Below are 24,114 nucleotides of genomic sequence, written 5' to 3'. Positions count from 1 at the left end.
AGCAGGCTCCAGCTTTATGAATTCATTTCTCCACACAGCCTCTGGTTATGCCCAACTCTTTTGGCCTGAAAAAAATGCTTTAGTCTGGCAGGACAAAAACCCGGTTCGCGCTGAGCTTTTTAGTGTTGAACGGCTGGAGCAACATGCAGTCAGTCTGGCTACAGAACAGCGGATCCTCAATAAAAAACAAAGTGCTTCAGGCTGGCGTGACTGGCAAAGCCCTTTGCATACCAGGCTGGATAGCAATGCAACTGTGCTGCTGGCAGCCTATCGCACCAGTGCCGCAGAACTTACAGCAGGTCACGCTATAGTTCCGGCCGCCGAGTGGTTACTGGACAACTACCATCTGGTCGACCAACAGATCCGTGAAATTTATGACGATCTACCCTTAGGTTTTTATCGGCAGTTGCCCAAACTACAACAAGGCCCTTTTGTCGGTTACCCCAGAGTTTTTGCTATAGCCTGGGCTTTTATTGCCCATACCGACAGTCACTTTGACCCCGTTATTTTGCAACGCTTTTTAAATGCTTATCAGCAAGTGGATGTACTGACTATTGGCGAATTATGGGCTGTCGCTATTACCTTACGCATAGTGCTGATTGAAAACTTACGCCGCTTAACAGACCAAATCAGTCTGGGTTTAACAGACAGAACTGCAGCAGACGAGCTTGCCGACCAGTTGCTGCAACCCGAAACCAGTCAACAGGCACTGCATTCTTATATCCACACTCTGGCGGACAAAGCATTAAGCCATACCTTTGCGGCTCAATTGGCTAAACGTTTACGAGGACAAGACCCTCACAGCACCCCGGCTTTGCATTGGCTGGAACAACGGCTACTGCAACAACACAGCAGTATTGAACTGGTGGTGTTGTACGCGCAGCAAAGGCTGGGCGCTTCCAATGTCAGTGTGCGTAATGTCATGACCAGCATGAGACGTATCTCCGCGATAGACTGGTCTGAATTATTTGAGCAAGTCAGTCTGGTCGACCGGTATTTGTGCCAGCATAGCGTGAGCGCTGCTTGTCAGGAGCCATCGAAACACAGCACCTTTGCCTCAATGGACTTTGCCAGCAGAAATTTATACCGCAGTGCCATCGAACAATTGGCCCGTGGCGCTGACTTGCCTGAATTTGATGTGGCCAGAGCCGCAGTAGAAGCAGCTTTATCTGCAGAAGCTGGGGAGGATCCGGTACAACAAGCACGCGAAGCGGACCCCGGTTATTACCTGATTGGCGCTGGTCGTCTGAAGTTTGAACATCGTATTGGCTTTCAGCCTGGCAGGGGCTTAACACTGCACAGAGCTTTGGCCACGACAGGACTGGCCGGTTATTTGACAACTTTGGCTCTGCTTACTCTGGCTTTTTTAGCTGTAGCAGCAGTCTTTCTTTCTGAGCAGGCTGATTACACTCTGTGGTGGTTGATGCTGATTCCTCTGGCTGTATTACCTGCCAGCGAACTTGCAAGCGCATTGCTCCAGTGTTGTATTACCCGCTCTATAAGCCCAATTTTGCTACCTGCTTTAGATTTAACCTCTGGGGTACCCACAGCATTGCGCACTTTAGTGGTGGTGCCATGCATGCTGACGAACGAAGCGGATGTAGAAGAGTTAGTCTCCCGGCTGGAAGTACATTATCTCTCTTGTGGTGTTGGTGATTTAAGCTTTGCGTTATTAACAGACGGTCAGGACGCAGCAGAGCAGGAACAGCCCACAGATCAAGCGTTATTGCAGCTTGCCAGCACGCTAATCATGCAGCTGAATCAACGCTACCCATCAGGCCCTGCCGGTCCGGCATTTTTACTCTTGCATCGCCGCCGTTTATGGAACGAAAAAGAACAGCTATGGATGGGTTGGGAGCGAAAACGAGGCAAATTGGTGGAACTTAATCAATTGCTTCGTGGTGCAACCACCACCAGCTTTATGGATAGCTCTGCTGAATATCCTCTGCTATCCAGCCTTGTTCCGAGCGGCGTCCGTTATGTCATTACCCTGGACGCCGATACGCAATTACCCAGAGATGCTGCACTGCGGATGGTGGGCAAGCTGGCTCACCCGTTAAACCAGGCTCAGTTTTGCCCGACACAGCAACGGGTGATCAGCGGCTATGGCCTGTTGCAGCCAAGAGTGACACCAGCTCTGACTTGTGGTCAACAAGGTTCGGCTTACCAGCTGCTGTATTCAGGCCCTGCAGGTTTAGACCCTTACGCCGCAGCAGTATCGGATTTGTATCAGGATCTGTTTGCTGAAGGCTCTTTCACAGGCAAGGGTATTTATGATGTGGATGCCTTTAGCGCCGCTATGGCCGACCGCGTTGCTGACAATACTATGCTCAGTCACGACTTATTCGAGGGTATCTATGTTCGTGCTGCTTTAGTCTCTGATATTGAAGTGGTCGAAGATTTCCCCGCCCGTTACGATGTTGCGGTCAAACGCCAACACCGCTGGACTAGGGGTGACTGGCAACTGTTGCCATGGTTGATAGGTCGCCCGCCGAAGCAGCAAAGCCCATCATCAACGCCCCCCCCATTGCCGCCGCTTGGACGCTGGAAGATGCTGGATAATATACGCCGTTCTTTAGTGCAACCGGCCTGCTTTATTTTGCTGTTGTTATCTGTGCTATTGCCATTTTCTGCTGCCCTTGCTGCTTTGCTGTTGATTGGTTGTGCTCTGATGCTGCCCGCTTTATTACCCTGCAGCCTGAATCTGTTACCACACCGCAAAGGTATTCAATGGCCAAACCATTTGAATAACCTGCTGACAGATTTCAAACTGGCCTTGAGTACAGGTCTGTTGAATCTGGTGTTTCTGGCCGACCATAGCTGGCGCATGCTGCATGCTATTGGCATTACCTTGTATCGTTTGCTGGTCAGTAAAAAACATCTGCTGCAATGGACCACTGCGGCGCAAAACCAGCGTGATTCCAGCTTAACCTTGCCCCGATATTATCTGTTGATGGGCCCAGCTGTACTGCTGGCCTGTGCTGGCCTTGGTTTTCTGCTATGGCTGAATCCGGCCAACTGGCCACTGTTTTTACCTGTACTACTGCTGTGGTGTGCAGCTCCTGCTGTGGCTTTAGCCTTAAGTAAAGCGGTTCGCCTCAAAGCCGCTTTGCAGCTGTCACCCTTGCAGGAAACTGAACTACGCCTGATCGCCAGACGCACCTGGCGGTACTTCGAGCGGTTTGTCACAGCAGAAGATCATATGCTGCCACCGGACAATTTCCAGCAACAGCCGCAACCTGCAATAGCCCACCGCACTTCGCCAACCAACATAGGTATGTATTTGTTATCTGTGGCGGCAGCACGGGATTTTGGCTGGCTTACAACAGGCCAGGCGATACAAAGACTGGAAGCTACTTTTGCGACTATGAAACAACTGCGTACCTGCCATGGTCACTTGTTTAACTGGTACGATACCCGTGATTTACGCCCACTTGAACCCGCTTATGTCTCCTCAGTCGACAGCGGCAATCTGGCTGGCCACCTGATTGCTCTGGCCAATGCCTGCGATGAATGGCAACAGCAGCTCTGTAGCCCTACTGCCAGAACAGGTTTATGCGATAACTTAGCTTTAGCTCAGCTTAGCCTGCAACAAGCTCCTGAAGCCATGCTGCAAAGCCAAAGTGGTTTGCAGCTACAGGCCATTCTGAGTCAGCTGAATGTAGTGCTGCAGCTGCCGGATTGCCTACAGCACCAGCCAGAGCAATTAACGGAACTCTGCCAGCAAGCCACGCTGATTGCCAGTGCACGACAAAGTGTTACCTTTCAGCGCGACACAGATCAGCAAGTGTCAGCTCAGCATAGCCTGATCTTTTATTTACAAGCATTACAACAGGCTCTGACGGAACAACTGGCGCAGCTGCATTTGCCCGCAGCAGAACAACAACAGCAAATACTGCAGCTGCAGAAGCTGGCAACAGAGTCGCGCCAATTTGCCATGGCGATGAATTTCGCCTTTTTTATCGACCCGGAGCGCAATTTATTATCCATAGGTTATGCAGTGGAAGAAAACCGGATGGATACCAGTTGTTACGATCTGCTGGCCTCTGAAGCCCGGCTTGCCAGTTTATTTGCCATAGCCAAAGGAGATGCAGACAGCAAACACTGGTTCCGTTTAGGCCGCAGCGCTACCCCTTTGGGTTATGGCTCAGCCTTATTATCCTGGTCAGGTTCTATGTTTGAATACCTGATGCCTTCGTTGGTGATGAGAGCAGCTGCAGGCAGTTTACTGGAGCAAAGCAACAGACTTATTGTTGAACGGCAAATCAGTTATGGCCGCCAGTTGGGTATTCCATGGGGCATTTCCGAATCGGCTTACAATGCCAGAGATTTGGAATTTACCTATCAGTATTCCAACTTTGGTGTGCCGGGTCTTGGTTTAAAACGTGGTTTGGCGGAAAACAAAGTGATAGCGCCCTACGCTACGGCATTGGCCACTATGGTCGATCCTGTGGCCGCCTGCGCCAATTTTGAGTTGTTAAAACAGTCAGGCGCTTTGGCCGATTATGGCTTTTTTGAAGCCATAGACTATACCCCTTCCCGCTTACCAGACGACACCTCTTTCGCTTTAGTGCAAAGTTTTATGGCACACCATCAGGGCATGACGATAGTGGCCATAGCCAATACCTTGCAACAGGGCCTGATGCGTGGCCGCTTCCACCGTGAACCTATGATCCAGGCTTGTGAGTTATTATTGCAGGAGCGATTGCCACGTTATGTCGCCATAGCTCACCCCAAAGCCGAAGAAGTCAGTATTGCAGCCAACTCTGCTGCAGCACAGCAACTGACAGAACGCAGAATGCATGCAGAGGCTTCTGGCCCTCCGTGCAGTCATGTGCTATCCAGCAGCGGTTATGCCGTGATGTTAACAGCTGCAGGCGCTGGTTATAGTCGCTGGGGCAATATAGCCATCACCCGTTGGCGCGAAGACAGCAGCAGAGATCCCTGGGGAGCTTTTGTGTTGTTGCGGGATAAGCAAAGTGAGCAGATCTGGTCCAGTACCCTGACGCCAGAGCTACCGGCTCTCGCCAGTTCTGATCACTCCACCTTCAGCCAGAACACTGCACCTGTTGCTATCTTCAGCGAAGATCATGCCGAATTCAGCCGTCAGTATCATGATCTGACCTGCACTGTCGAAGTGGTCGTCTCCACCGAACATCATGGCGAAGTCAGAAGGGTTTCGCTGATCAATCACAGTAAATTCAGCCGGGATATTGAATTAACCTCCTATGCAGAAGTGGTGTTAGCCCCTGTCAGCACAGACAATGCCCATCCTGCTTTTGCCAAATTGTTTGTCCAGACCGAATTTGTCGCCGAGTTTGGCGCTTTAGTTGCCACTCGCCGTTTGCGTTCAGCCGATGAAACTGCTGTGTTTGCCGCGCATTTTGCTGTGGTAGAAGGTGAGATTTGTGCACCCTTACAATACGAAACCAACAGGGCTTTATTCTTTGGTCAGGGCCATTATTTGGAAGACGCAGCGGCCATGCAACACAAGGCGCTGACCAACAGCAGCGGCACAGTATTGGACGCAATTTTTTCTTTGCGTCAGTCGGTGCGTATTGCCCCCAGTCAGGTCTGCCGTGTTGCGTTCTGGACTTTAGTCGCGTCATCGCGGCAGGAATTGCTGGATCTGGTGGATCAGCATAATGAACGCAGCGCTTATGACAGAGCCTGTACCTTGGCCTGGACTCAGGCTCAGGTGCAATTGCGCCATCTGGCCATCAGCGTCGCCGAAGCTGCTGATTTTCAGCGCCTGACAGGCCCGCTTTTATACAATGATCGGCGCTTCAGAGCTTCAGGCGCCACTATTACAAGAGGGGCAGCAGCTCAGTCCGGTTTATGGCAACACGCCATTTCCGGCGATTTACCTATAGTGCTGCTGCATATTGACGATATCGAAGACTTGTCTGTGGTACAGCAACTGCTGCGAGCCCACGAATACTGGCGCATGAAACAGCTGGCTGTGGATTTGGTTATTATCAATGAAAGAGCAGCGTCTTATGTGCAGGAATTACAATCTGCTATCGAAACTCAGGTGCGCAGCAGCCAAAGTAAACCCAATCTGGGCTTACGTTTAGCCGGAGGCAGTGTATTTTGCCTGCGCGCAGATTTAATGACAGTCGAATCCAGGGCTTTGTTAGCAGCCGTGGCCCGTGTTGTGCTTTACGCAAACCGCGGAAGTCTGGCCACTCAGTTAAGCCGGATCCCTGCTGCTGCAGCTGAACCTTTGAGGATCAGCACTGCTAAAGCAGCCAGAAGACAGCCTGAACAGGAGCAAAAGGCTGAGCCACAACTGCAGTTTTTTAATGGCTTAGGGGGCTTCAGCGCAGATGGTCGCGAGTACCATACTCATATGCAACAGCATCAACGCCCTCCTATGCCCTGGATCAATGTGATTGCCAATCCGGCTTTTGGTTTTCAGGTGTCGACTTTGGGCAGTGGTTATAGCTGGTCGGAAAACAGCAGGGAAAATCAGCTGACCCCATGGTCAAACGATCCAGTGACCGATCCTTGTGGTGAAGCTTTTTATGTACAGGATCAAGGCAGCTCTGAACTGATAAGCCCAACAGCACAGCCAATCAATGACGGCGGTTTGTACAGGGCCTGCCATGGCTTCGGTTACAGTAAGTTCGGCCATCAGGCAGCAGGTATAGACATGCAATTACTGCAGTATGTACCAGTGGCCGACCCCGTGAAGATATCGCGTTTAACCCTAACCAATACATCAGCTACCCTACGAAATTTAACAGTCACAGCCTATACCGAATGGGTCCTGGGCAGAGACCGCAGTGCCAGTAGTGGCTTTTTACAAAGCGTTTTGCATCAGGACAGTCAGGCCATGCTGGTGTCTAATCCATGGAATACAGCTTTTGCCGGTCGTATCGCTTTTGCCGCCTTCAGCCGTCACAACACCACTCCTGGTTCTGTCGATCTGCTGTCTGGCTGGACAGCGGATCGCACCGAATTTATTGGCAGGCATGGCTCTTTGGCCAGCCCATTGGCTTTAACCTGCGCACAGCCTTTATCCAAACGCAGTGGTGCAGCTTTAGACCCTTGCACCGCCCTGCAACTCGAACTCAGTCTGGCACCGGGAGAAAGTTGTGAACTGGTATTTTTACTGGGACAAACGGCTGACAGCCAGAGTGCAACTGCTCTGGTACGGCAATATCAGCAGCTGGATTTACACAATGTATACCAGCAAGTGTGGGATTTCTGGCAACAAAAACTAAACGCTGTGCAAGTGAAAACACCGGATCCGGCCATGAATATTATGCTGAACGGCTGGTTGCTGTATCAAACCATCGTCTGTCGGCTCTACGCCAGAGCGGCCTTTTATCAGGCCAGCGGCGCTTATGGTTTCCGCGATCAATTACAAGACAGCATGGCGCTGAGTTTTGCCGATCCTGCTTTTGCCCGTCAACATTTGTTAAAAGCCGCTGGCCGACAGTTTATTGAAGGCGATGTGCAGCATTGGTGGTTACCCCATTCAGGCGCCGGTGTACGCAGCCGGATTTCTGACGATAAAGTCTGGTTAGTCTTTGCTTGTGCCAGTTATATCCAAAGCTCTGGCGATCAGGCTGTGCTGGCAGAGCAGCTGCCCTTTCTGCAAGGCCCGGCGCTGACGGCCGATCAACACGACGCTTTTTATCAGCCTATGCCGTCGGATCATAGCGCGTCTTTGTTTGAGCATTGCGCCAGAGGCCTGGACCTTTGTATAGCTCTTACTGGGGAGCTGGGTTTGCCCTTGATGGGCTCTGGCGACTGGAATGATGGTATGGATTTAGTGGGGGCTGAAGGTAAAGGCCAGAGTATCTGGCTGGGCTGGTTAGTACTTGCCAGCATTAAACTGTTTTTGCCTTTTGTACCCGATGAAGAACGAGACAGAGCCAGTCGCTGGCAGCAGTATGCCAAAAGATTAACGCAAGCGCTGGAGCAACATGCATGGGACGGCGAATGGTATAAAAGAGCGACTTTTGATCAAGGCAGCTGGCTTGGCAGCAAAGCATCGCCTGAGTGTAAAATTGATTCTATTGCCCAGTCCTGGGCTGTGTTGTCTGCAGCTGCACGCCCCGACAGAGCCAAAGTGGCCATGGCTTCAGTCGGTCAGCATTTAATCAACACAGAACAAGGTTTGGCCTTATTGTTCAGCCCGCCTTTTGAACATATCGAACCCAACCCCGGTTATATCAAAGGCTATCCGGCAGGCTTACGCGAAAATGGTGGTCAATACAGTCATGCTGCCATGTGGGCTATTTTTGCCTTTGCTAAGCTGGATCAAGCGGAAAAAGCCACTGAGCTGTTTCAGATGCTGAACCCCATTCAACATGCGCTGACACCAGAAGCTGTGGCTCGTTATCAAACCGAACCTTATGTGGTTTCCGCCGATATTTATTCAGTTGAGCCTCATAACGGCCGCGGTGGCTGGAGTTGGTACACCGGAGCTGCCGCCTGGATGTACCGCTCTGGTATTGAAGCTATTTTAGGCCTGAGCCGCAAAGGCCAATGGCTGCAGTTTGCGCCTTGTATTCCAGCGGCCTGGCCGGGCTTTAGCATTAGCTTGTCTGTTGCTGGTACAGTCTATCAACTGGAGTTGCAGCAACATCAGTCTGCAGCTTCAGTCACTTTAGATGGCAAAGATATAGCTGCTGATCCACAGTATTACAACGAGGGAGTACTGCAATTACCACTGGATGCGAAACACCATCTGTTAGTCTGGTGTATCGCAGCTGAACCCCAGTAAAGCCTTAGAGCCTGTTGACCTTTCTAGATTCTGCCTGGTTCATGGCCATCATAGCGGGGCAAATCTGCATCCAGGTTTTCCCAGTTGGCTTTGGAAGACACAAAGTTATGGCTTATGGGCCGCTCAGTAATAGCGGAATCCAGTATGCCCAAACGAATGCGGATCCGATTCGGATCTGCAGCGTTTGAGCTATATACAGGTGAGCCACAGCGGGAACAAAAATGCCGTTGCCTGCCTTGCTTTAACGAAAACGCGTTGAGCAGTTCTTTACCTTGCACCAGACTAAATTCAGCACTTATAACAAAACCATTGGTCGCGTAGGCTGTGCCGCTGGATTTGCGGCACAAGGAACAATGGCAATGAATAATGTCAGTAATAGCACCACGAATTTCAATTTTTACAGCGCCACAAAGGCATTGACCTGAATACATAATTGACCCTTTGCTTCACTGATATCAGCTCAGATGCTGTCTTTTTTTGGCATCAACAACCATAAAATGATATAGACAAACAAACCAGGGAAAGCTGCTGACAACACAGACAGCAACACATAAACCAGACGCACACCCCCTTTGGACCAGCCAAAGTACTCGGCTATACCACCACAAACGCCTGCAATCATCTTGTCATTGGATAAAGCTAAGGTTTTATCAGACATAGTTATTCCCTCTTAATTTACTTTGAACTCAGGAGCCTAAAGTACCGCCGCAACAGCAGTGATGCAATGCCTGCAAATGTAAGGAACTATGTTTAGCTTCAGTCCGTTGAAATGTACTTTGCCTGACACAGTTGATCGAATTTCGTTCCTATGCGTATCTTTTGTAAGGCCGTCAGGCTGCACTATGGTAACAAGTCACAGAGCTATAGCTCTGTTTAATGAGACAACAGGCCCGATACAGGGGCAGTATAAAACAACAAAGGAAAGAATTTATGCAAATAACCAAGCAGATTTTCGGTTCTGCCCTGCTGACTCTAACTGGCCTTTTGTCTGCAGGGCTCTCAACAGGACTGAGTGCCGCCACTATGCCTGCATTAAAAGGCAATGAAACATTGTGGCTGGTGGACAAAGCGCATCAACTGATGAAAGTAAAAGTGACAGCACCCAACCAAATAGTCGAACAAAAGCCACTGGCAGGCCTGGCCAAAGATGAATACTTACTGGGGATAGATTACCGGGTTGCTTATGGTGTTTTATTTGCTTTGTCTGACAAAGGTCAGCTCTACACAATAGATACCAGTACAGGAAAACTCACAGCAGCAGGCCCGCAACTCGCTGCAGACACCTTGAAAAAAGCTCAGTATGGTTTTGATTTTAACCCTGTGGCTGACAGGATCCGGGTGGTGAATGAGCAGGGACAAAACTTAAGACTGCATCCTGAGACTGCAGCTTTAGCCTCAGTAGACCCACAGCTTGCCTATGCAGAAAATGACAGCAACTACGGCAAAAAACCCGCTGTAGTAGCTGCTGCCTACACTTACAATCAACAAGACAGTACGCTGACTACTAACTATGCGATAGACAAAACCACTGGTGCTTTGGTAACTCAAGGCAGCAAAGAAGGCGTAACACCAGCGGTTTCACCCAATACAGGTTTGCTGTTTACTGTAGCTAAGCTTGAACTTGCACCTTTGGATCAGGTGTCTTTTGATATCTCAGATCTGAACAATCTGAGTTTTATTGCCGTCTCTACAAAAGCCGAACCGGCCAGCACTCTTTATCAGCTGGATTTAGAGACTGGAAAACATCAAAAGCTGGGGACTTTAGCAGATGGCCGAAGCCTGCTCGGCATGGCGATCGAACCTTGATTCATTCGCTATTGATCTTAGCAAGGCACTGAATACAAAAAGCCCAATCACACTGCTGAGATTGGGCTTTTTAAATAGAATGAGCCGGGGGCGGCTGCATAAACGCAGATCAGGCAGCGCTGTCTTTTGCCAGTTGTAATAACTTAGGCAGAAACTCTTTATCCAGCGCGGCGATCTGTTGCTGCTCTGCCAGCACATCAAATAGAATTTGATCTGTGGTCAGCGGGTTTGCCAACACCACACGAAACACCACGGTATCCTGCCGCTGATAACGTTCCGGTTTAATCCGGGTACGGGAGACAAAAGACAGTCCTTCTTCACGCTGGGTTTTCTGAATAAAACGGGTTAAGCCGTTCAGCAGTTCGTTAAACTTATGTAGCTTTTCTGGCGCTGCTTTTGCCATAGCACGCTGAACTTCAGAGGGCACATAACGATAGGTTAATAAACACAGCTCAGGTTCAGTGATCAGTTCAAATTCCGCATGATCCTGAATTAAACCGGCAAAATAACGGGCTTTATCTAAGCTGCGGTTGATCAGAATTTCATAACCCTGACGGCCAATCACCTGTAAACAGGCATGCACTAACATGGCCATACCGGGGCGCGAACCTTCCAGCGTCTGACTGCCTAAATCTTTGGAGCCTTTACGCAAAATATATTCAGCATGGTGTTCAATAGCATGAGCAGAGGACGGATGTTTGAATACCACCATGCCGGCGCCCATAGGCACATACATTTGTTTATGTGCGTCTATAGTCACTGAATCAGCACGCTCTATGCCGCTCAATAAATGACGGTATTTATCGGACAATAAAGTAGCACCACCCCAGGCGGCATCCACATGGAAATGACAACCCAGTTCAGCAGCTAAATCGGCTAAATCGTTCAGCGGGTCAACGTTGCCGGTTTCAGTAGTTCCAGCCACGCCCACTATCGCCATTACTTTGATGTTTTTGTCATTCAGCTCTCGGCTGACCCGACGCATTTCATCACTTTGCACTTTGTTATTGGCATCGGTTTTTACCGGAACCAAAAACTCACGGCCAATACCTAAAATATCAGCAGCTTTACCTAGAGAATAATGACCCCGCTCTGAGACTAAAATGGCCAAACCTTCGTAGCCATAATATTTCATAGCACGGAACAAGCCTTCTTTGGCGACGCCTTTAAAGTCACCATCGGCTTTTAATAAACGGTTGCGGGCAATCCAGAGTGCAGTGATATTAGCAATAGTGCCACCTGAGCAAAAAGCCCCTAGTGAATGGTTAGCACTGTGCATCCATTTTTTATAAAAGCTGTCACCCTCGCCATAAACAAGATGATGCATCATGCCGATGACTTGACGCTCTAACGGAGTAAAAGCTTTAGAGGTTTCGATTTTCACCAGATTCTGGTTTAACCCCACCATCATTTTTGACAGCGGCAAGACAAAATACGGCAAAGCTGAGGTCATATGGCCAATAAAACTGGGAGCAGCGGTATGCACTGAATGCGCCACCAGCTTCTCCATCATTTGCTCGGCATAATCTGATACAAATTTAGGTTCAGAGGGGATTTGATGCGCCTGAAAATCGCGCTCGATTTGCCATAGAGGCTTTTCCACAGCAACAATGCTTTCGCGTAAAAAACCGGCCAGGTTCTGCGAAATATTCTGTTCGATGATACTTAAAGTCGAGTCCGGAGCCTCTGGCACAGTAAATATCCGCCACAAAGCTTCTTCAGAAGCTGTAGCCTGACGTTTGTTTAATTCTGTCATTCGTATCCTGTCTCACCGGGGTCGCGTTATCGGCTTCTTATTTTGTGTTTTCAGGCCGTAAAATCAGTAAGTCAAAAAGGAAGTCACTGTACTAAAAGCCCCTTTAAATGTCTTTAAAAAATTTCATCTGTGCATCATCTTGCGGTAACTTGCAGCAAAGAACCGCATAAAGTCTGCGTTTTTACTGATTGTAGCCACCTGATTGCAGAAAATATCCATCAACGCCATATCAGAATTCAGATTAAAGTATTAGCTGTCAGCCCGAATTAAATCAGCTAAGCTATCAAGGTATTGTTTTCAGGTCTCTTTTTTACGAGTCATTGCATGCTACGGATCCGTTCAGCACATTTTATTCTTATCAGCCTGGTGGTGTACCTGCTCGCTATTGCTGCTTATGTGTATTACCAGTACCAGCAAACCTATCAGGCCAAACTGGCTCAGGTTGACTTGCAACTGGTGAATGCAGTGAAAGCTGTGCCTTATCTGTTGGGTGATGACTACCATAACAATATCAGTGGTCCACAGCATATCCCCCGCAGCGACTATCTGAAACTGGCAAAGAAGCTCAGTCTTTATGCCAAAGATTTAAAACTGCAGTACCTTTACAGCATGATTCAAGTGGATGGCAAAGTGCACTTCACTGCGTCCAGTTATACCGAAGATGACTTGTTACGTGGCCAGTTGAGTTATTTTTACGATTATTACCCTGAAGCAACAGAAGCCAATAAAGCAGCTTTTGCTTCTTTAACCCCAGTGTTTGAAGAGTCTGTTGATCAGTTTGGTCATTTCCGTTCAGTGCTGATGCCTTATCAAAGCTCAGACGGCACCATGTATTTAGCCGGAGCCGATATTGCCATTACCGATCTGGATCAATGGCTGATGGCCAGCATGCAGCAGTCTGTTTTAAGTGGCACAGTGTTTTTTGGTCTGGCGTTGCTGCTGGCATTAAGTTATGCCATGGTGCTGCGGCATAATCTGACCACAGACCGCAGTTCAGGCAAACGTAATGCCTTAGCTTTAGAAGCTCATCTGCGGCATGAAACTGGCGGCTTAAGTCAACTCGCTATTCTACAAGTGAACAATCTGGAGGAAATCAGTCACTTGTATGGAACTCCTATTGCAGAACAAGCCTTTAATCAGTTTATTCAGCAGTTACAACTGCATTTAGGCCGCTCCTTCCGTTTATACCGTTTGTCGTTTGAAAAGCTGGCGATCCGCCGTGTTGCTGCTATTTCGGATAATGATTTGCACGACAAACTAAAGAGTTTTGATTTCACTCAGCCGGTACTGAACGACCCCTACCTGCTTTTTACTGTGACTTTAGGTGTCGCCCTGTCGCCCCAAACTGTGGTGCTGGAAAACGCGACCCTTGCCGTTAATACAGCCCGCTTGCAACAACAATCTTTAGTGGTGTATTCAGACAATTTGCTGGCACTGAAACAACATCTGCATACCAATATCAAAATGGCGAAGGAAGTACGTGAAGCCATAGGCCATGAACAAATAGTGCCTTACTTCCAGCCTGTAGTGCAGATCAGCACAGGCGAAATTTTCCAGTATGAATGCCTGGCCCGCATATTACGCAGTGACGGCAGCATACTGACTCCGGATCAATTTTTAAGCATTATTAACCGCAGTCATCTGGATACAGAACTGACCAAAATGATGTTTATCAAAAGCGCCAGTCAGTTTGCAACTTCAGAGATCAGCTGGTCTATTAATGTCAATTGCCGCGACTTGCTGGACGATGATTTACAGCAGTTTTTCCTTGATTACCTGCAGCATTACCCTAAACCAGAGCGAGTGTATTTTGAACTGGCCGAAGCCGGGGTATTGCCCCAGTTTGACCGTTGCAGAGAAGCCATAGCTGCGTTGCAAAAGGCCGGAGCCAAAGTGCTGCTGGATGATTTTGGAGTATCCAGTGGTGTAGGTATGGCGGATTTATTGCAATTGCATGTGGATGGTTTAAAAATTCATGGCAGCTTAATTGAGATGATAAGTTCAGATCAGGACGCTCAGTTGTTTATTGAACATATCAGTTCTTTTGCCAAACAAACCCAACTGCTGATCATCGCTGAGATGGTGGAAAGTAAACAGTCATTGGATGCACTGGAACGTTGCGGTATCAGCTATGCACAAGGGTACTATTTTGGCCCTGCGGCCCCAGTGCCATTGCGGTATTACGAAAGGGGTATGATCTAAAAAAAGAGGCGCTGTCTAAGCGCCCTTCCTGTTCTGTTGCTCAAAGACTGCTTCTGTCTAACTTCTCAAGCCAGTACCTTTATTAATCAGGTACATAGCAAAGCTAAAAAACACCAGAATAAAGCCAATAATCACGCTGAACGCAAACACCAGATTGACATCACTGACACCTAAAAAGCCGTAACGGAAGGCGTTGACCATATACACAATAGGGTTGACCTGCGATACGTATTGCCAGAATTGTGGCAATAAACTCAGTGAATAAAACACCCCACCTAAATAGGTTAAAGGCGTCAGCACAAAAGTTGGAATAATACTGATGTCATCAAAGGTCTTGGCATAAATAGCGTTAATTAAACCGGCCAGCGAAAACAAAGTGGCAGTGAGCACCACGGTCGACATCAGAATAAACAAGTGATGCACTTTGATATCAACAAAAAACAGCGATAACAAAGACACTATTAAACCCACCAGAATACCGCGTGCCACGCCACCACCAACATAGCCCAACACTATGATGTAGTTAGGCACAGGAGCGACCAGCAGCTCTTCGACGTTACGCTGAAACTTGGCACTGAAAAAGGACGAAGCCACGTTCGAGTAGGAGTTGGTGATCACTGACATCATAATCAGGCCAGGCACAATAAACTCCATATAGCTGAAGCCACCCATATCACCAATACGTGAGCCAACCAAAGCGCCAAAGATGACAAAATACAAAGTCATGGTAATGGCAGGTGGCACCAGGGTTTGCACCCAAATGCGCATAAATCTGTTAGTTTCTTTGTAGAGAATACTTTGTAGTGCTATTAAATTACCTGAACTCATGCTTTGGCTCCGCGTCCGTTTTCGACCAGACTGACAAACAACTCTTCCAGACGGTTGGCTTTATTACGCATCGAAAGCACCTGAATGCCCTGCGCTGTTAAAGCGCTGAATACGCCATTTAACCCCTGAGCTTTAACCACATCTACTTCCAGGCTATGACTGTCTTTCTGCCGGAATGTATAACCATCAAGAGTGATCAGGGCCTCAGTCGGCGCTATATCGAGTAAAAAGGTTTCTTTATTGAGCTTACTCAACAGGTTTTTCATACTGGTGTTTTCAACAATCTGGCCTTTGTCGATAATAGCGATATTGCGACACAAAGATTCAGCTTCTTCCAGATAGTGGGTGGTTAAAATAATGGTCACACCCTGCTGGTTAATTTCTTTAAGGAATTCCCACATAGAACGGCGCAGCTCAATATCAACGCCCGCTGTAGGTTCATCCAAAATCAATAACTTAGGCTCATGCATTAAAGCACGGGCTATCATCAGACGGCGTTTCATACCACCAGAGAGCTCACGCGAACGGGCATGGCGTTTTTCCCACAAGCCAAGCTGCCCTAAGTATTTTTCCGCCCGCACTATGGCGACAGAACGTGGCACGCCATAATAACCAGCCTGATTTAGCACTATTTGCAGCACAGTTTCAAATTGGTTGAAGTTAAATTCCTGCGGCACTAAACCTAATTGGCTTTTGGCATCTTCAAGGTGAGTGTCCAAGTCATAATCAAACACCTTGACCGTACCGCTGCTTTTATTCACCAGTGAACTGATAATGCCAATGCTGGTACTTTTGCCTGCGCCATTCGGGCCTAATAAAGCAAAAAAGTCGCCTTGCTGCACTTCCAGATCAATACCAGTTAAAGCGACGGTGCCACTTTTATACACCTTGTGTAACTGTTTAATTTCTAACGCTAAGGTCACTGCGGATCTCCATAGCCCCAACGGCTGACTAACTGTTGCTTTAAACCTAAATGGTCAAGAATTCGTGCCACCATAAAGTCGATTAAGTCATCGACAGATTGAGGCTGATGATAAAAACCAGGCGCAGCCGGCATTACCACAGCGCCAGCTTTGGACAAAGCCAGTAAGTTTTCCAGATGAATGGTACTTAGCGGAGTTTCGCGTGGCACTATCAGTAACTGACCGCGTTCTTTCAGTACTACATCTGCTGCGCGTTCAATCAGATTGTCACTCATACCATGGGCAATAGCTGCTGCTGTGCCGGTAGAGCATGGGCAAATCACCATCTGTTTAGGCGCAGCAGACCCTGAAGCACAAGGCGAAAACCAATCATCTTTGCCATACACAGCTAATAGCTCTTTGCTGGCACCGGTTTTTTCCAGAATAAAATCGCGACAGGCTTCAGGGCCGCCCGGCAGTTTTAAATCATATTCAGTGGCAAATACCACGCGGGCTGCGCTGGAAATTAACAGATGCACTTTGACCTGTTGCGCCAGTAAATTTTCCAGCAAACGCCAGCCATAACCAGCGCCTGAAGCGCCGGTAAAAGCTAAGGTGACTTCTTGGGTCATGGAGTTCTCTTTTAAAGAAAGCTGTTTAATCAGAAGACAGTGCATCCAGCAACTTTTGATGTATGCCACCAAAACCGCCATTGCTCATAATGACTATATGATCCCCTGCGGCCGCTTTTTCAACCAAAGCCGCCACTATTAATTCCACTGACTGAAAAACTGCAGCCCTGCCCGGCATTTGTTCTGCCACGCCAGCCAAAGACCAGCCAGAATTAGCAGGTTCAAACAACAAGACATCATTGGCATCATGCAAAGAATCGGCAATAGCAGATTTATGCACGCCCATCCGCATAGTATTGGATCTTGGCTCCAGCACAGCCCAGATTTTAGACTCTCCGACACGAGCTCTTAAACCCGCTAAGGTGGTTTCAATAGCTGTTGGGTGATGAGCAAAATCATCATACACAGCAATGCCTTTGACAGTGCCTTTCAGTTCCATCCGACGTTTTGGCGCAACAAACTGGGCTAAAGCTTCAATAGACACAGCCACAGGCACACCGACATGACGGGCAGCAGCTATCGCCATGACCGCATTTTCGACATTATGGTTGCCACATAAATCCCAGTGTAAGGTGCCTTGTGATACCGCCATGTAAAACAATTCAAACACACTGCCATCTGGCTGTTTTAATTGCACTGTCCAGTCTTTGCCATAACGCTGCTGCTCACTCCAGCAGCCCATAGCTAAAGTTTGATCCACAGCGTCAACACGGGCCGGGCTTAACACCAGGCCAGTGGATGGCACCATACGCAGCAAATGATGGAACTGACGCTGAATAGCGGCTAAATCCGGGAAAATATCAGCGTGGTCGTATTCCAGGTTATTAATCACCAGAGTACGGGGTCTGTAATGCACAAACTTGGAACGCTTATCAAAAAAAGCAGTGTCGTATTCATCGGCTTCAATAACAAAAAACGGCGAGTCGCCTAAACGGGCTGAGCTGTCAAAATTCTGTGGAATACCGCCTATTAAAAAGCCAGGCTTTAAACCCGCATACTCCAGCACCCAGGCCAGCATACTGCTGGTGGTGGTTTTACCATGAGTGCCAGACACCGCCAGCACCCAACGCTGATGCAACACCTGTTCAGCCAGCCACTGTGGGCCTGAGCTGTAAGGAATATTCTGATCCAGCGTATATTCCACGGCAGGGTTGCCCCGTGACATGGCATTACCAATAATCACCAGATCAGGGGCAGGTTGCAGCTGCACCGGATCATAGCCCTGAGTCAATTCAATACCCAGTTGCTCCAGTTGAGTACTCATAGGCGGGTACACATTGGCGTCAGAGCCTGTGACTTTATGCCCCAAACTTTTTGCAATAGCGGCAATACCGCCCATAAAAGTGCCACAAATGCCTAAAATATGAATATGCATACTGCATCCTTACTGCCTGTAAAACGGGTTCTGCGGCCATTCTAGCAAAGGACTCTGCAGAACAGCTGAAATAAAACCAGCATAAACCTGCAATTTAGCCTGAACTTGATTAAAATAGCAGCCGCTGTGGCCGACAGCCTCCAATCAAAATTAACTCTGCGGTCAAAGCTTCCTCTACCTACACAAAAAAAGGATTGTTTTATGCGTCGATTGGCTCCAGCCCTGCGTCTTGATGGTGCAGAAGCAGACCTGATAGATCTGATTAAAAGCATCGTAGCTGCCTGCAAAGAAATTTCGTTTCGTGTCGGGCAAGGTGAACTCTCAGATGTGTTGGGCTCCACTCTGAATGAAAACGTTCAGGGCGAAACCCAGAAAAAACTCGATGTCATCTCCAATGAGCTGCTTAAAGATCTGATCCTCGAAACAGGTTCTGTCATGGCTATCTCTTCTGAAGAAGAAGACAGCACAGTTGCAGGTAACCCTCAAGGTAAATACCTGGTCACCTTTGACCCGCTGGATGGCTCGTCCAACACAGATATCAACAGCTTAATTGGCACTATCTTTTCAATTCTGCCCGCCCCCAAAGGCGCAGACCCTGCCGATCCAGCTATTTTCCTGCAACCTGGTACAAACCAGATCGCTGCAGGTTATATACTCTATGGTCCGTCTACCATGATGGCCTTGACCACAGGCAAAGGCACCAAAATGTATACGCTGGATAAAACCTATGGTGGTTTCCTGCTGACTCAGGAAAAAGTCACCATTCCGGGCGTCACCGCAGAATTTGCTATTAATATGTCGAACCAGCGCTACTGGCAGGTTCCAATGCAAAACTACGTGGCTGATTTGCTAAAAGGCAAAGAAGGCCCGCGTGGTAAAAACTTTAATATGCGCTGGATTGCCGCTATGGTCGGTGACGTACACAGAATTTTATGCCGTGGTGGTATTTTTGCGTACCCACGGGATCTAAAAGACCCAACAAAACCGGACAAACTTCGACTGATGTACGAAGCCAATCCAATGAGTTTTCTGGTAGAACAAGCAGGTGGCGCAAGTTCCACAGGCACAGAACGTATTATGGACATTCAGCCTGTCGATATTCACCAGCGTGTGGCGGTAATTTTAGGTTCAAAACACGAAGTGGAAAGCTGCCTGCAGTATCACAAGGCGTAGGGACTGGGTTTATCCCTGCCCGTCCCGATGTAAAATCGATGTTGAAGCACAGGAAAATTGTAGGGGCGTGTTTTACCCGCGCCCGTCCCAATGTAAAACTGATGTCGGGCGAAAGCTCACAGGCAACAAAGCTGCAGCTTCAAGTACAACGGGTATAGCCATATTTACGGCCGCTGCTATAATGCAGCACCACAATTCAGCACAGAGGAAGCGTTATGAGCTTAAGTCAGGTTGCCGCAGGTAAAAATCTGCCGGATGAAATTAATGTCATCATCGAAATTCCGGCCAATGCCGATCCAATCAAATACGAAGTAGACAAAGACACAGGCACTGTCTGGGTTGACCGTTTTATGTCGACTCCAATGTTCTATCCTTGCAACTATGGCTTTGTAAACCATACCCTGTCGTTAGACGGAGATCCGGTTGACGTATTAGTGCCAACACCCTACCCATTGGTGCCAGGCGCCGTGATCAAATGCCGTCCTGTTGCCGTATTAAAAATGGCAGACGAATCAGGTGAAGACGCTAAAGTATTAGCTGTGCCAATCAGCAAACTGACTAAAATTTACGACAACATTCATGATCTGAATGACGTGCCAGAACTGCTGAAAAACCAAATCCAGCACTTCTTTGAACGTTACAAAGAATTAGAGCCAGGCAAATGGGTGAAAGTTGTTGGCTGGGGCGATAAAGCCGAAGCCAAAGCTGAAATCGTCAGTTCATTTGAACGCGCTCAGCAAAAGTAATATCCAGTTCTGAAAACTGCACAAAACGGCACTTAGGTGCCGTTTTTTTATACAACCATCCGCCCCTGCCCAGACAACCTGTTCAGTTAAATTCACCACTGCTGATGCCTTTCATCAAAAGCCGTATTTATTTATCAAAAAAAACGCAAAATCTGATAAAAACTTCCATCAATATCTGTTATTTTCAGCAACAGATTTGGTTTGGTTTTGCCTGCCAATTTTCATTATTACAATAATAAATTCTACTTCGACCGCTGGTGCGAAGTGATTCAGGGGTAAGGTTATGGCTTTGTTTGAATTTGGGTCTGCGCGGACCAAAATTATGTTGTCAGGCATCACCACTTTGGTAGGTATGCTGCTGGTTTTCACTGTATTAGCAGAGCAACACTGGCTCTGGTCAGCTTTAGTGATAGCGACGACTTTAGTGTTGCAATGGATCTTGAGTCAAACAGCTTTACACAGCTATCAAAGCTTCGTCGCAGAACAACAACTGCTGATCCAACGTTCTGTAAAAGAAAAAAGTCTGAGCCTGCAGTTAAGTGCAGTAAACAATTCAGATTTAGCGCCGGTTCGGGAGCAATTTAATCTGTGGCTTGTTGCCTTAAAGCAGCAACAACAGGAGTCACACAACCATAACGAGCAGTTAAAACAGCTGGTGACATCAATACGCCACATTACAGCGGATGAGCAAAAACATCTGAGTCAATTAGAACATACCGCAGGTCAAACTCTGACCATGGTTGAGTCGATGAACCAAAGTGTATTGGACGAAGTGCAAAGCGCGAACTTAGCAGCAGAAGCAGCCAATCACTCCAATCAAATAGCCAAACAAGGTCAGCAAACTGTCGCCAGTACTGTGCAGAATATCGAACAACTGGCGGTACATTTACAACAAGCGTCTGCCACTATAGCTCAGCTGGAACAAGACAGTAATCAGGTAGGTGCTGTACTGGAAGTCATTAAAGGCATAGCGGAACAAACCAACTTACTGGCGTTGAACGCAGCAATCGAAGCGGCACGAGCAGGTGAACAAGGCCGTGGTTTTGCCGTGGTAGCAGATGAAGTACGAACTCTGGCTTCACGCACGCAAAAATCAACGGAACAAATTCAGCGCACTATTGAACAGTTACAAAGTGCAGCCCGTGAAGCGGTGCAAAAAATGAAGTTGAGTAGTGAACAAGCCAATTTAAGTGTGCAGTCGGCTAATCAGGCAGGACATTCTCTACAGGAAATTACCGGCAGCATAGCGCAAATTTGTGCGATGAATCAGGAAATAGCTACGGCAACGGACGAACAACAGCATCTGACCAAAGCTATGGTCACCTATATGCGTGATATCACCACCCACACAGCGCAAAGCCAGCAAAACAGCAAAGACTTTCTACAGCTGGGTGAGCAACTGGCCTTGATAGCCAACCGCTAAGACTCCGGCACTCTAATCAAAAAAGCCGACTTGTCGGCTTTTTTATTGGCTCGAATTCAAGCTCAGCTTTTAGATAAAAACTTGACTAAATCCACAGCCGTCATCGGCTTGGCATACATAAAGCCCTGCACTTCTTCACAGCCCATAGCCCTTACTGCATCTTCCTGGGCCTGAGTTTCAATACCTTCAGCTATAGTTGCCAAACCCAGCTTTTGCCCCAGATTTACTATAGTTTCAGCAATCAAGGTCCCGTTAGGTCGGGCAAAATCCTGAATAAAAGCACGGTCAATTTTAATCCTGTCCAGTGGCAACTGCTGCAAATAGCTTAAAGATGAAAAGCCAATGCCAAAATCATCAATAGCCACTTTAATGCCAAAATCCTTTAACTTATTCAACGCACCTATCACTATCTTTGGATCGTCCATCACCACAGACTCGGTGATTTCAAGTTCCAGCAATGCAGGATCCACCTGATAACGCTCCACACAATCGATCACAGACTGCACAAATCGATGATTACGGAACTGTGGCATAGACACATTCACCGCTATCCTCAGATGAGAAAAACCTTGTGCTTTTAAACTCTGCAGTTGTTTGCAAGCCTGCTGTAACACCCAGTCGCCGATTTCGATAATCAAGCCTGAGTATTCGGCCAGTGGAATAAATACGGCCGGAGAAATAAAGCAGCCGTCAGCCTGAGGCCAGCGCAACAGCGCCTCCATACCCAGCACATTGCCGCTTTTTAAACAAATTTGCGGTTGATACCACAACTGAAGCTTGTCTTTCTGAAAATCGGATCTCAGGCTTCTGAGCATCACCAACCGATCAACCATCTGCTCTTCCATCTGAGCACTGTAATACTCATAATTTTGTGCCAAATGTTTTTTTGCTCTGTTCAATGCAATGTAAACATGCTTCAGAATAGTCAATCCATGCAAAGCACTGTCACGTAAGCGGCAGAAACCAAAGGTCGCATTCACCTGCAAGGAATGTTCTGAACACTGAAATGGCATTTCAAAGATGCCGGACAAGGTTTCAGGGGTCAGCGCCTGCTCAGGGCCAATTAGACCAAACACATCAGCGCCAATACGGCCAATCTGGGCAATTTCACCAAACTGTGCCACTAATCTGTGCGTAATGGCGATCAGCAACTCATTGCCGGTTTCCTGACCTAAACCATCGTTTACATCTGAGAAATGATCGATATCAATCAGTACAGCCACATTGCGTTCAGGATCCAGCCGTCTGGTTTCCTGCAGCAAAGAGGTAAACTCATTGCGGTTGGGCGTTTTGGTTAAAGGGTCAATATAAGCTGCATGCTTGAGTTGCTGAAACAAGGTCACGTTTTCATAACCGATAGAAATATTACTTAAAAATACTTCAATCAGCTGGCGGTCAAAATCTTCTACAGGTCGGTTGGTTTCGATATAAACCGCAGCAGCATGATCGACATTGCCCAGATAAAGCACCGTATCTTTGTCAGTAAAAATATGTCGGCGCTCAGACAGACAAGTTGTGATTTGCTGAATAATTCTGCTGTTATTCAGCCGCTCCAGTTTGCACTTAATATAAGGTGCGTAATGTCCTGCTGCGCCCAGTACATAAATATTGTCACTGCTGCTGCCATCATCCTCAATCTGAGCACAAAGTACGCCTTCTGCATGCAAGCCAATTAACGAAGAAATCTGAGTGACAACCCCTTCGGAGAACTCATGCAACGAATGTTGTTCCAGCAAATTAGCACCGGCATTAATGATTTTCTGCAGGCCAATGCGGTTCTGGTTAATAGTGCGTATTTGCTGGTAGCTGCGAATGGACGAAATAATAGCGGTAACCAGTTTATTACGGGTCAGTTCGGTTTTCGTTTTGTAATCATTGATGTCGTATTCTTTGATCACACTCTCTTCCGGAGCATAACCAGGCTGGCCAGTGCGCAGAACTATACGCACTTCATCCATTTTTAATTCATCCCGAATTTGCTGTACGACTTTCAAACCTGCATCGTCAGACTCCATCACAACATCAAGCAATATGACGGCAATATAAGGGTTTTGTACCAGAAATTTTAAGGCTTCTTTGCCGGAGAACGCATGATGAAAAACTAATTTACGGTCCAGGACCAATAAATCAGATAAAGCCAGTTTAGTGACCGTATGAATTTCTTCGTCGTCATCCACAATCAGCAAGTGCCATTCACCACTGGATTGTGTTTCTGCTTCCGAACTTGTTTCGTCTTCTGCGAGGAACAGAAAATCATCATCTGCTGCTTTTGACACCATGCTCCGACCTTTTTTACATCAGCTGTAGGGGAATACTTTTTGAAAGCATATCAAGGCACTATTGCATAAATACTAGCATATACCCTGAATTCACTTTGGCAATCAAGGCCAGCCCCTACCGCTATCCTTTGTAAGCTTTTAATCCAGTGGATCTACACTATACCCTCAGGCAAAAAAAGCAATTCATTTTATTAAAATCTTTAAAATCATAAAGTTAACACTTTCATAAACTTCTTTTTGAGTTGTCCGTGA

General features: G+C 47.6%; 14 protein-coding genes. 6 read left to right on the top strand and 8 right to left on the bottom strand.

Annotated features, from left to right (window positions below; all coding sequences use genetic code 11):
• Nucleotides 1-16 precede the first annotated feature (16 nt).
• Nucleotides 17-8,740 (top strand): glucoamylase family protein, encoded by an 8,724-nt coding sequence (locus tag P3C17_RS02385; RefSeq protein WP_300927933.1) that lies wholly within the window; start codon nucleotides 17-19, stop codon nucleotides 8,738-8,740.
• Nucleotides 8,741-8,763: 23 nt separating this feature from the next.
• Here the strand turns inward: P3C17_RS02385 and P3C17_RS02380 are convergent, their stop codons facing one another.
• Complete coding sequence (locus P3C17_RS02380; protein ID WP_300927932.1) at nucleotides 8,764-9,171, bottom strand: GFA family protein; 408 nt, start codon at nucleotides 9,169-9,171, stop codon at nucleotides 8,764-8,766.
• Nucleotides 9,172-9,200: 29 nt separating this feature from the next.
• Nucleotides 9,201-9,398, bottom strand: coding sequence for a PspC domain-containing protein (locus P3C17_RS02375; RefSeq protein WP_233078478.1), 198 nt, complete (start codon nucleotides 9,396-9,398; stop codon nucleotides 9,201-9,203).
• Nucleotides 9,399-9,670: 272 nt separating this feature from the next.
• On the opposite strand from P3C17_RS02375, the gene P3C17_RS02370 reads away from it, so the two are divergent.
• Nucleotides 9,671-10,546 carry a DUF4394 domain-containing protein gene (locus tag P3C17_RS02370; RefSeq protein WP_300927931.1) on the top strand — a complete coding sequence of 292 codons (876 nt, stop codon included), beginning with the start codon at nucleotides 9,671-9,673 and terminating at the stop codon, nucleotides 10,544-10,546.
• Nucleotides 10,547-10,655: 109 nt separating this feature from the next.
• Here P3C17_RS02370 and panP read toward each other — a convergent pair whose 3' ends face one another.
• Nucleotides 10,656-12,302 carry a pyridoxal-dependent aspartate 1-decarboxylase PanP gene (gene panP, locus P3C17_RS02365; protein WP_300927930.1) on the bottom strand — a complete coding sequence of 549 codons (1,647 nt, stop codon included), beginning with the start codon at nucleotides 12,300-12,302 and terminating at the stop codon, nucleotides 10,656-10,658.
• Nucleotides 12,303-12,626: 324 nt separating this feature from the next.
• On the opposite strand from panP, the gene P3C17_RS02360 reads away from it, so the two are divergent.
• The gene (locus P3C17_RS02360; RefSeq protein ID WP_300927929.1) at nucleotides 12,627-14,504 is read left to right on the top strand and encodes an EAL domain-containing protein; all 1,878 of its coding nucleotides are present in this window, start codon (nucleotides 12,627-12,629) and stop codon (nucleotides 14,502-14,504) included.
• A 57-nt stretch (nucleotides 14,505-14,561) separates the two neighbouring features.
• Here the strand turns inward: P3C17_RS02360 and P3C17_RS02355 are convergent, their stop codons facing one another.
• From P3C17_RS02355 to mpl, 4 genes are read right to left on the bottom strand one after another with little or no spacing between them, the layout of a single operon-like run.
• Nucleotides 14,562-15,332 (bottom strand): ABC transporter permease, encoded by a 771-nt coding sequence (locus tag P3C17_RS02355; RefSeq protein WP_300927928.1) that lies wholly within the window; start codon nucleotides 15,330-15,332, stop codon nucleotides 14,562-14,564.
• Nucleotides 15,329-16,255, bottom strand: coding sequence for an ABC transporter ATP-binding protein (locus P3C17_RS02350; RefSeq protein ID WP_300927927.1), 927 nt, complete (start codon nucleotides 16,253-16,255; stop codon nucleotides 15,329-15,331). Before P3C17_RS02350 ends, P3C17_RS02355 begins: the two co-directional genes overlap by 4 nt.
• Nucleotides 16,252-16,866 (bottom strand): flavin prenyltransferase UbiX, encoded by a 615-nt coding sequence (locus tag P3C17_RS02345; RefSeq protein ID WP_300927926.1) that lies wholly within the window; start codon nucleotides 16,864-16,866, stop codon nucleotides 16,252-16,254. Before P3C17_RS02345 ends, P3C17_RS02350 begins: the two co-directional genes overlap by 4 nt.
• 25 nt (nucleotides 16,867-16,891) lie before the next feature.
• The gene (gene mpl, locus P3C17_RS02340; protein WP_300927925.1) at nucleotides 16,892-18,241 is read right to left on the bottom strand and encodes a UDP-N-acetylmuramate:L-alanyl-gamma-D-glutamyl-meso-diaminopimelate ligase; all 1,350 of its coding nucleotides are present in this window, start codon (nucleotides 18,239-18,241) and stop codon (nucleotides 16,892-16,894) included.
• A 201-nt stretch (nucleotides 18,242-18,442) separates the two neighbouring features.
• Here mpl and P3C17_RS02335 point away from each other — a divergent pair, with 201 nt between their 5' ends.
• The 3 genes from P3C17_RS02335 (at nucleotide 18,443) to P3C17_RS02325 (ending at nucleotide 21,583) form a co-directional block, all read left to right on the top strand.
• Nucleotides 18,443-19,414: a class 1 fructose-bisphosphatase gene (locus P3C17_RS02335; protein WP_300927924.1), complete on the top strand. Its 972-nt coding sequence runs from the start codon at nucleotides 18,443-18,445 to the stop codon at nucleotides 19,412-19,414.
• Between the two features lie 215 nt (nucleotides 19,415-19,629).
• Nucleotides 19,630-20,160, top strand: coding sequence for an inorganic diphosphatase (gene ppa, locus P3C17_RS02330; RefSeq protein ID WP_233078463.1), 531 nt, complete (start codon nucleotides 19,630-19,632; stop codon nucleotides 20,158-20,160).
• 283 nt (nucleotides 20,161-20,443) lie between these two features.
• Nucleotides 20,444-21,583 carry a methyl-accepting chemotaxis protein gene (locus P3C17_RS02325; protein WP_300927923.1) on the top strand — a complete coding sequence of 380 codons (1,140 nt, stop codon included), beginning with the start codon at nucleotides 20,444-20,446 and terminating at the stop codon, nucleotides 21,581-21,583.
• Nucleotides 21,584-21,645: 62 nt separating this feature from the next.
• Here the strand turns inward: P3C17_RS02325 and P3C17_RS02320 are convergent, their stop codons facing one another.
• A complete protein-coding gene (locus P3C17_RS02320; protein WP_300927922.1) occupies nucleotides 21,646-23,862 on the bottom strand; it encodes an EAL domain-containing protein in 2,217 nt (738 codons plus the stop codon).
• Between the last annotated feature and the right edge of the window lie 252 nt (nucleotides 23,863-24,114).

It is taken from the genome of Rheinheimera sp. 1928-s, assembly GCF_029269265.1.
GTDB lineage: Bacteria > Pseudomonadota > Gammaproteobacteria > Enterobacterales > Alteromonadaceae > Pararheinheimera.
Note: the sequence above shows the minus strand (reverse complement) of the source record. Positions and strands in the feature narration are given on the sequence as shown.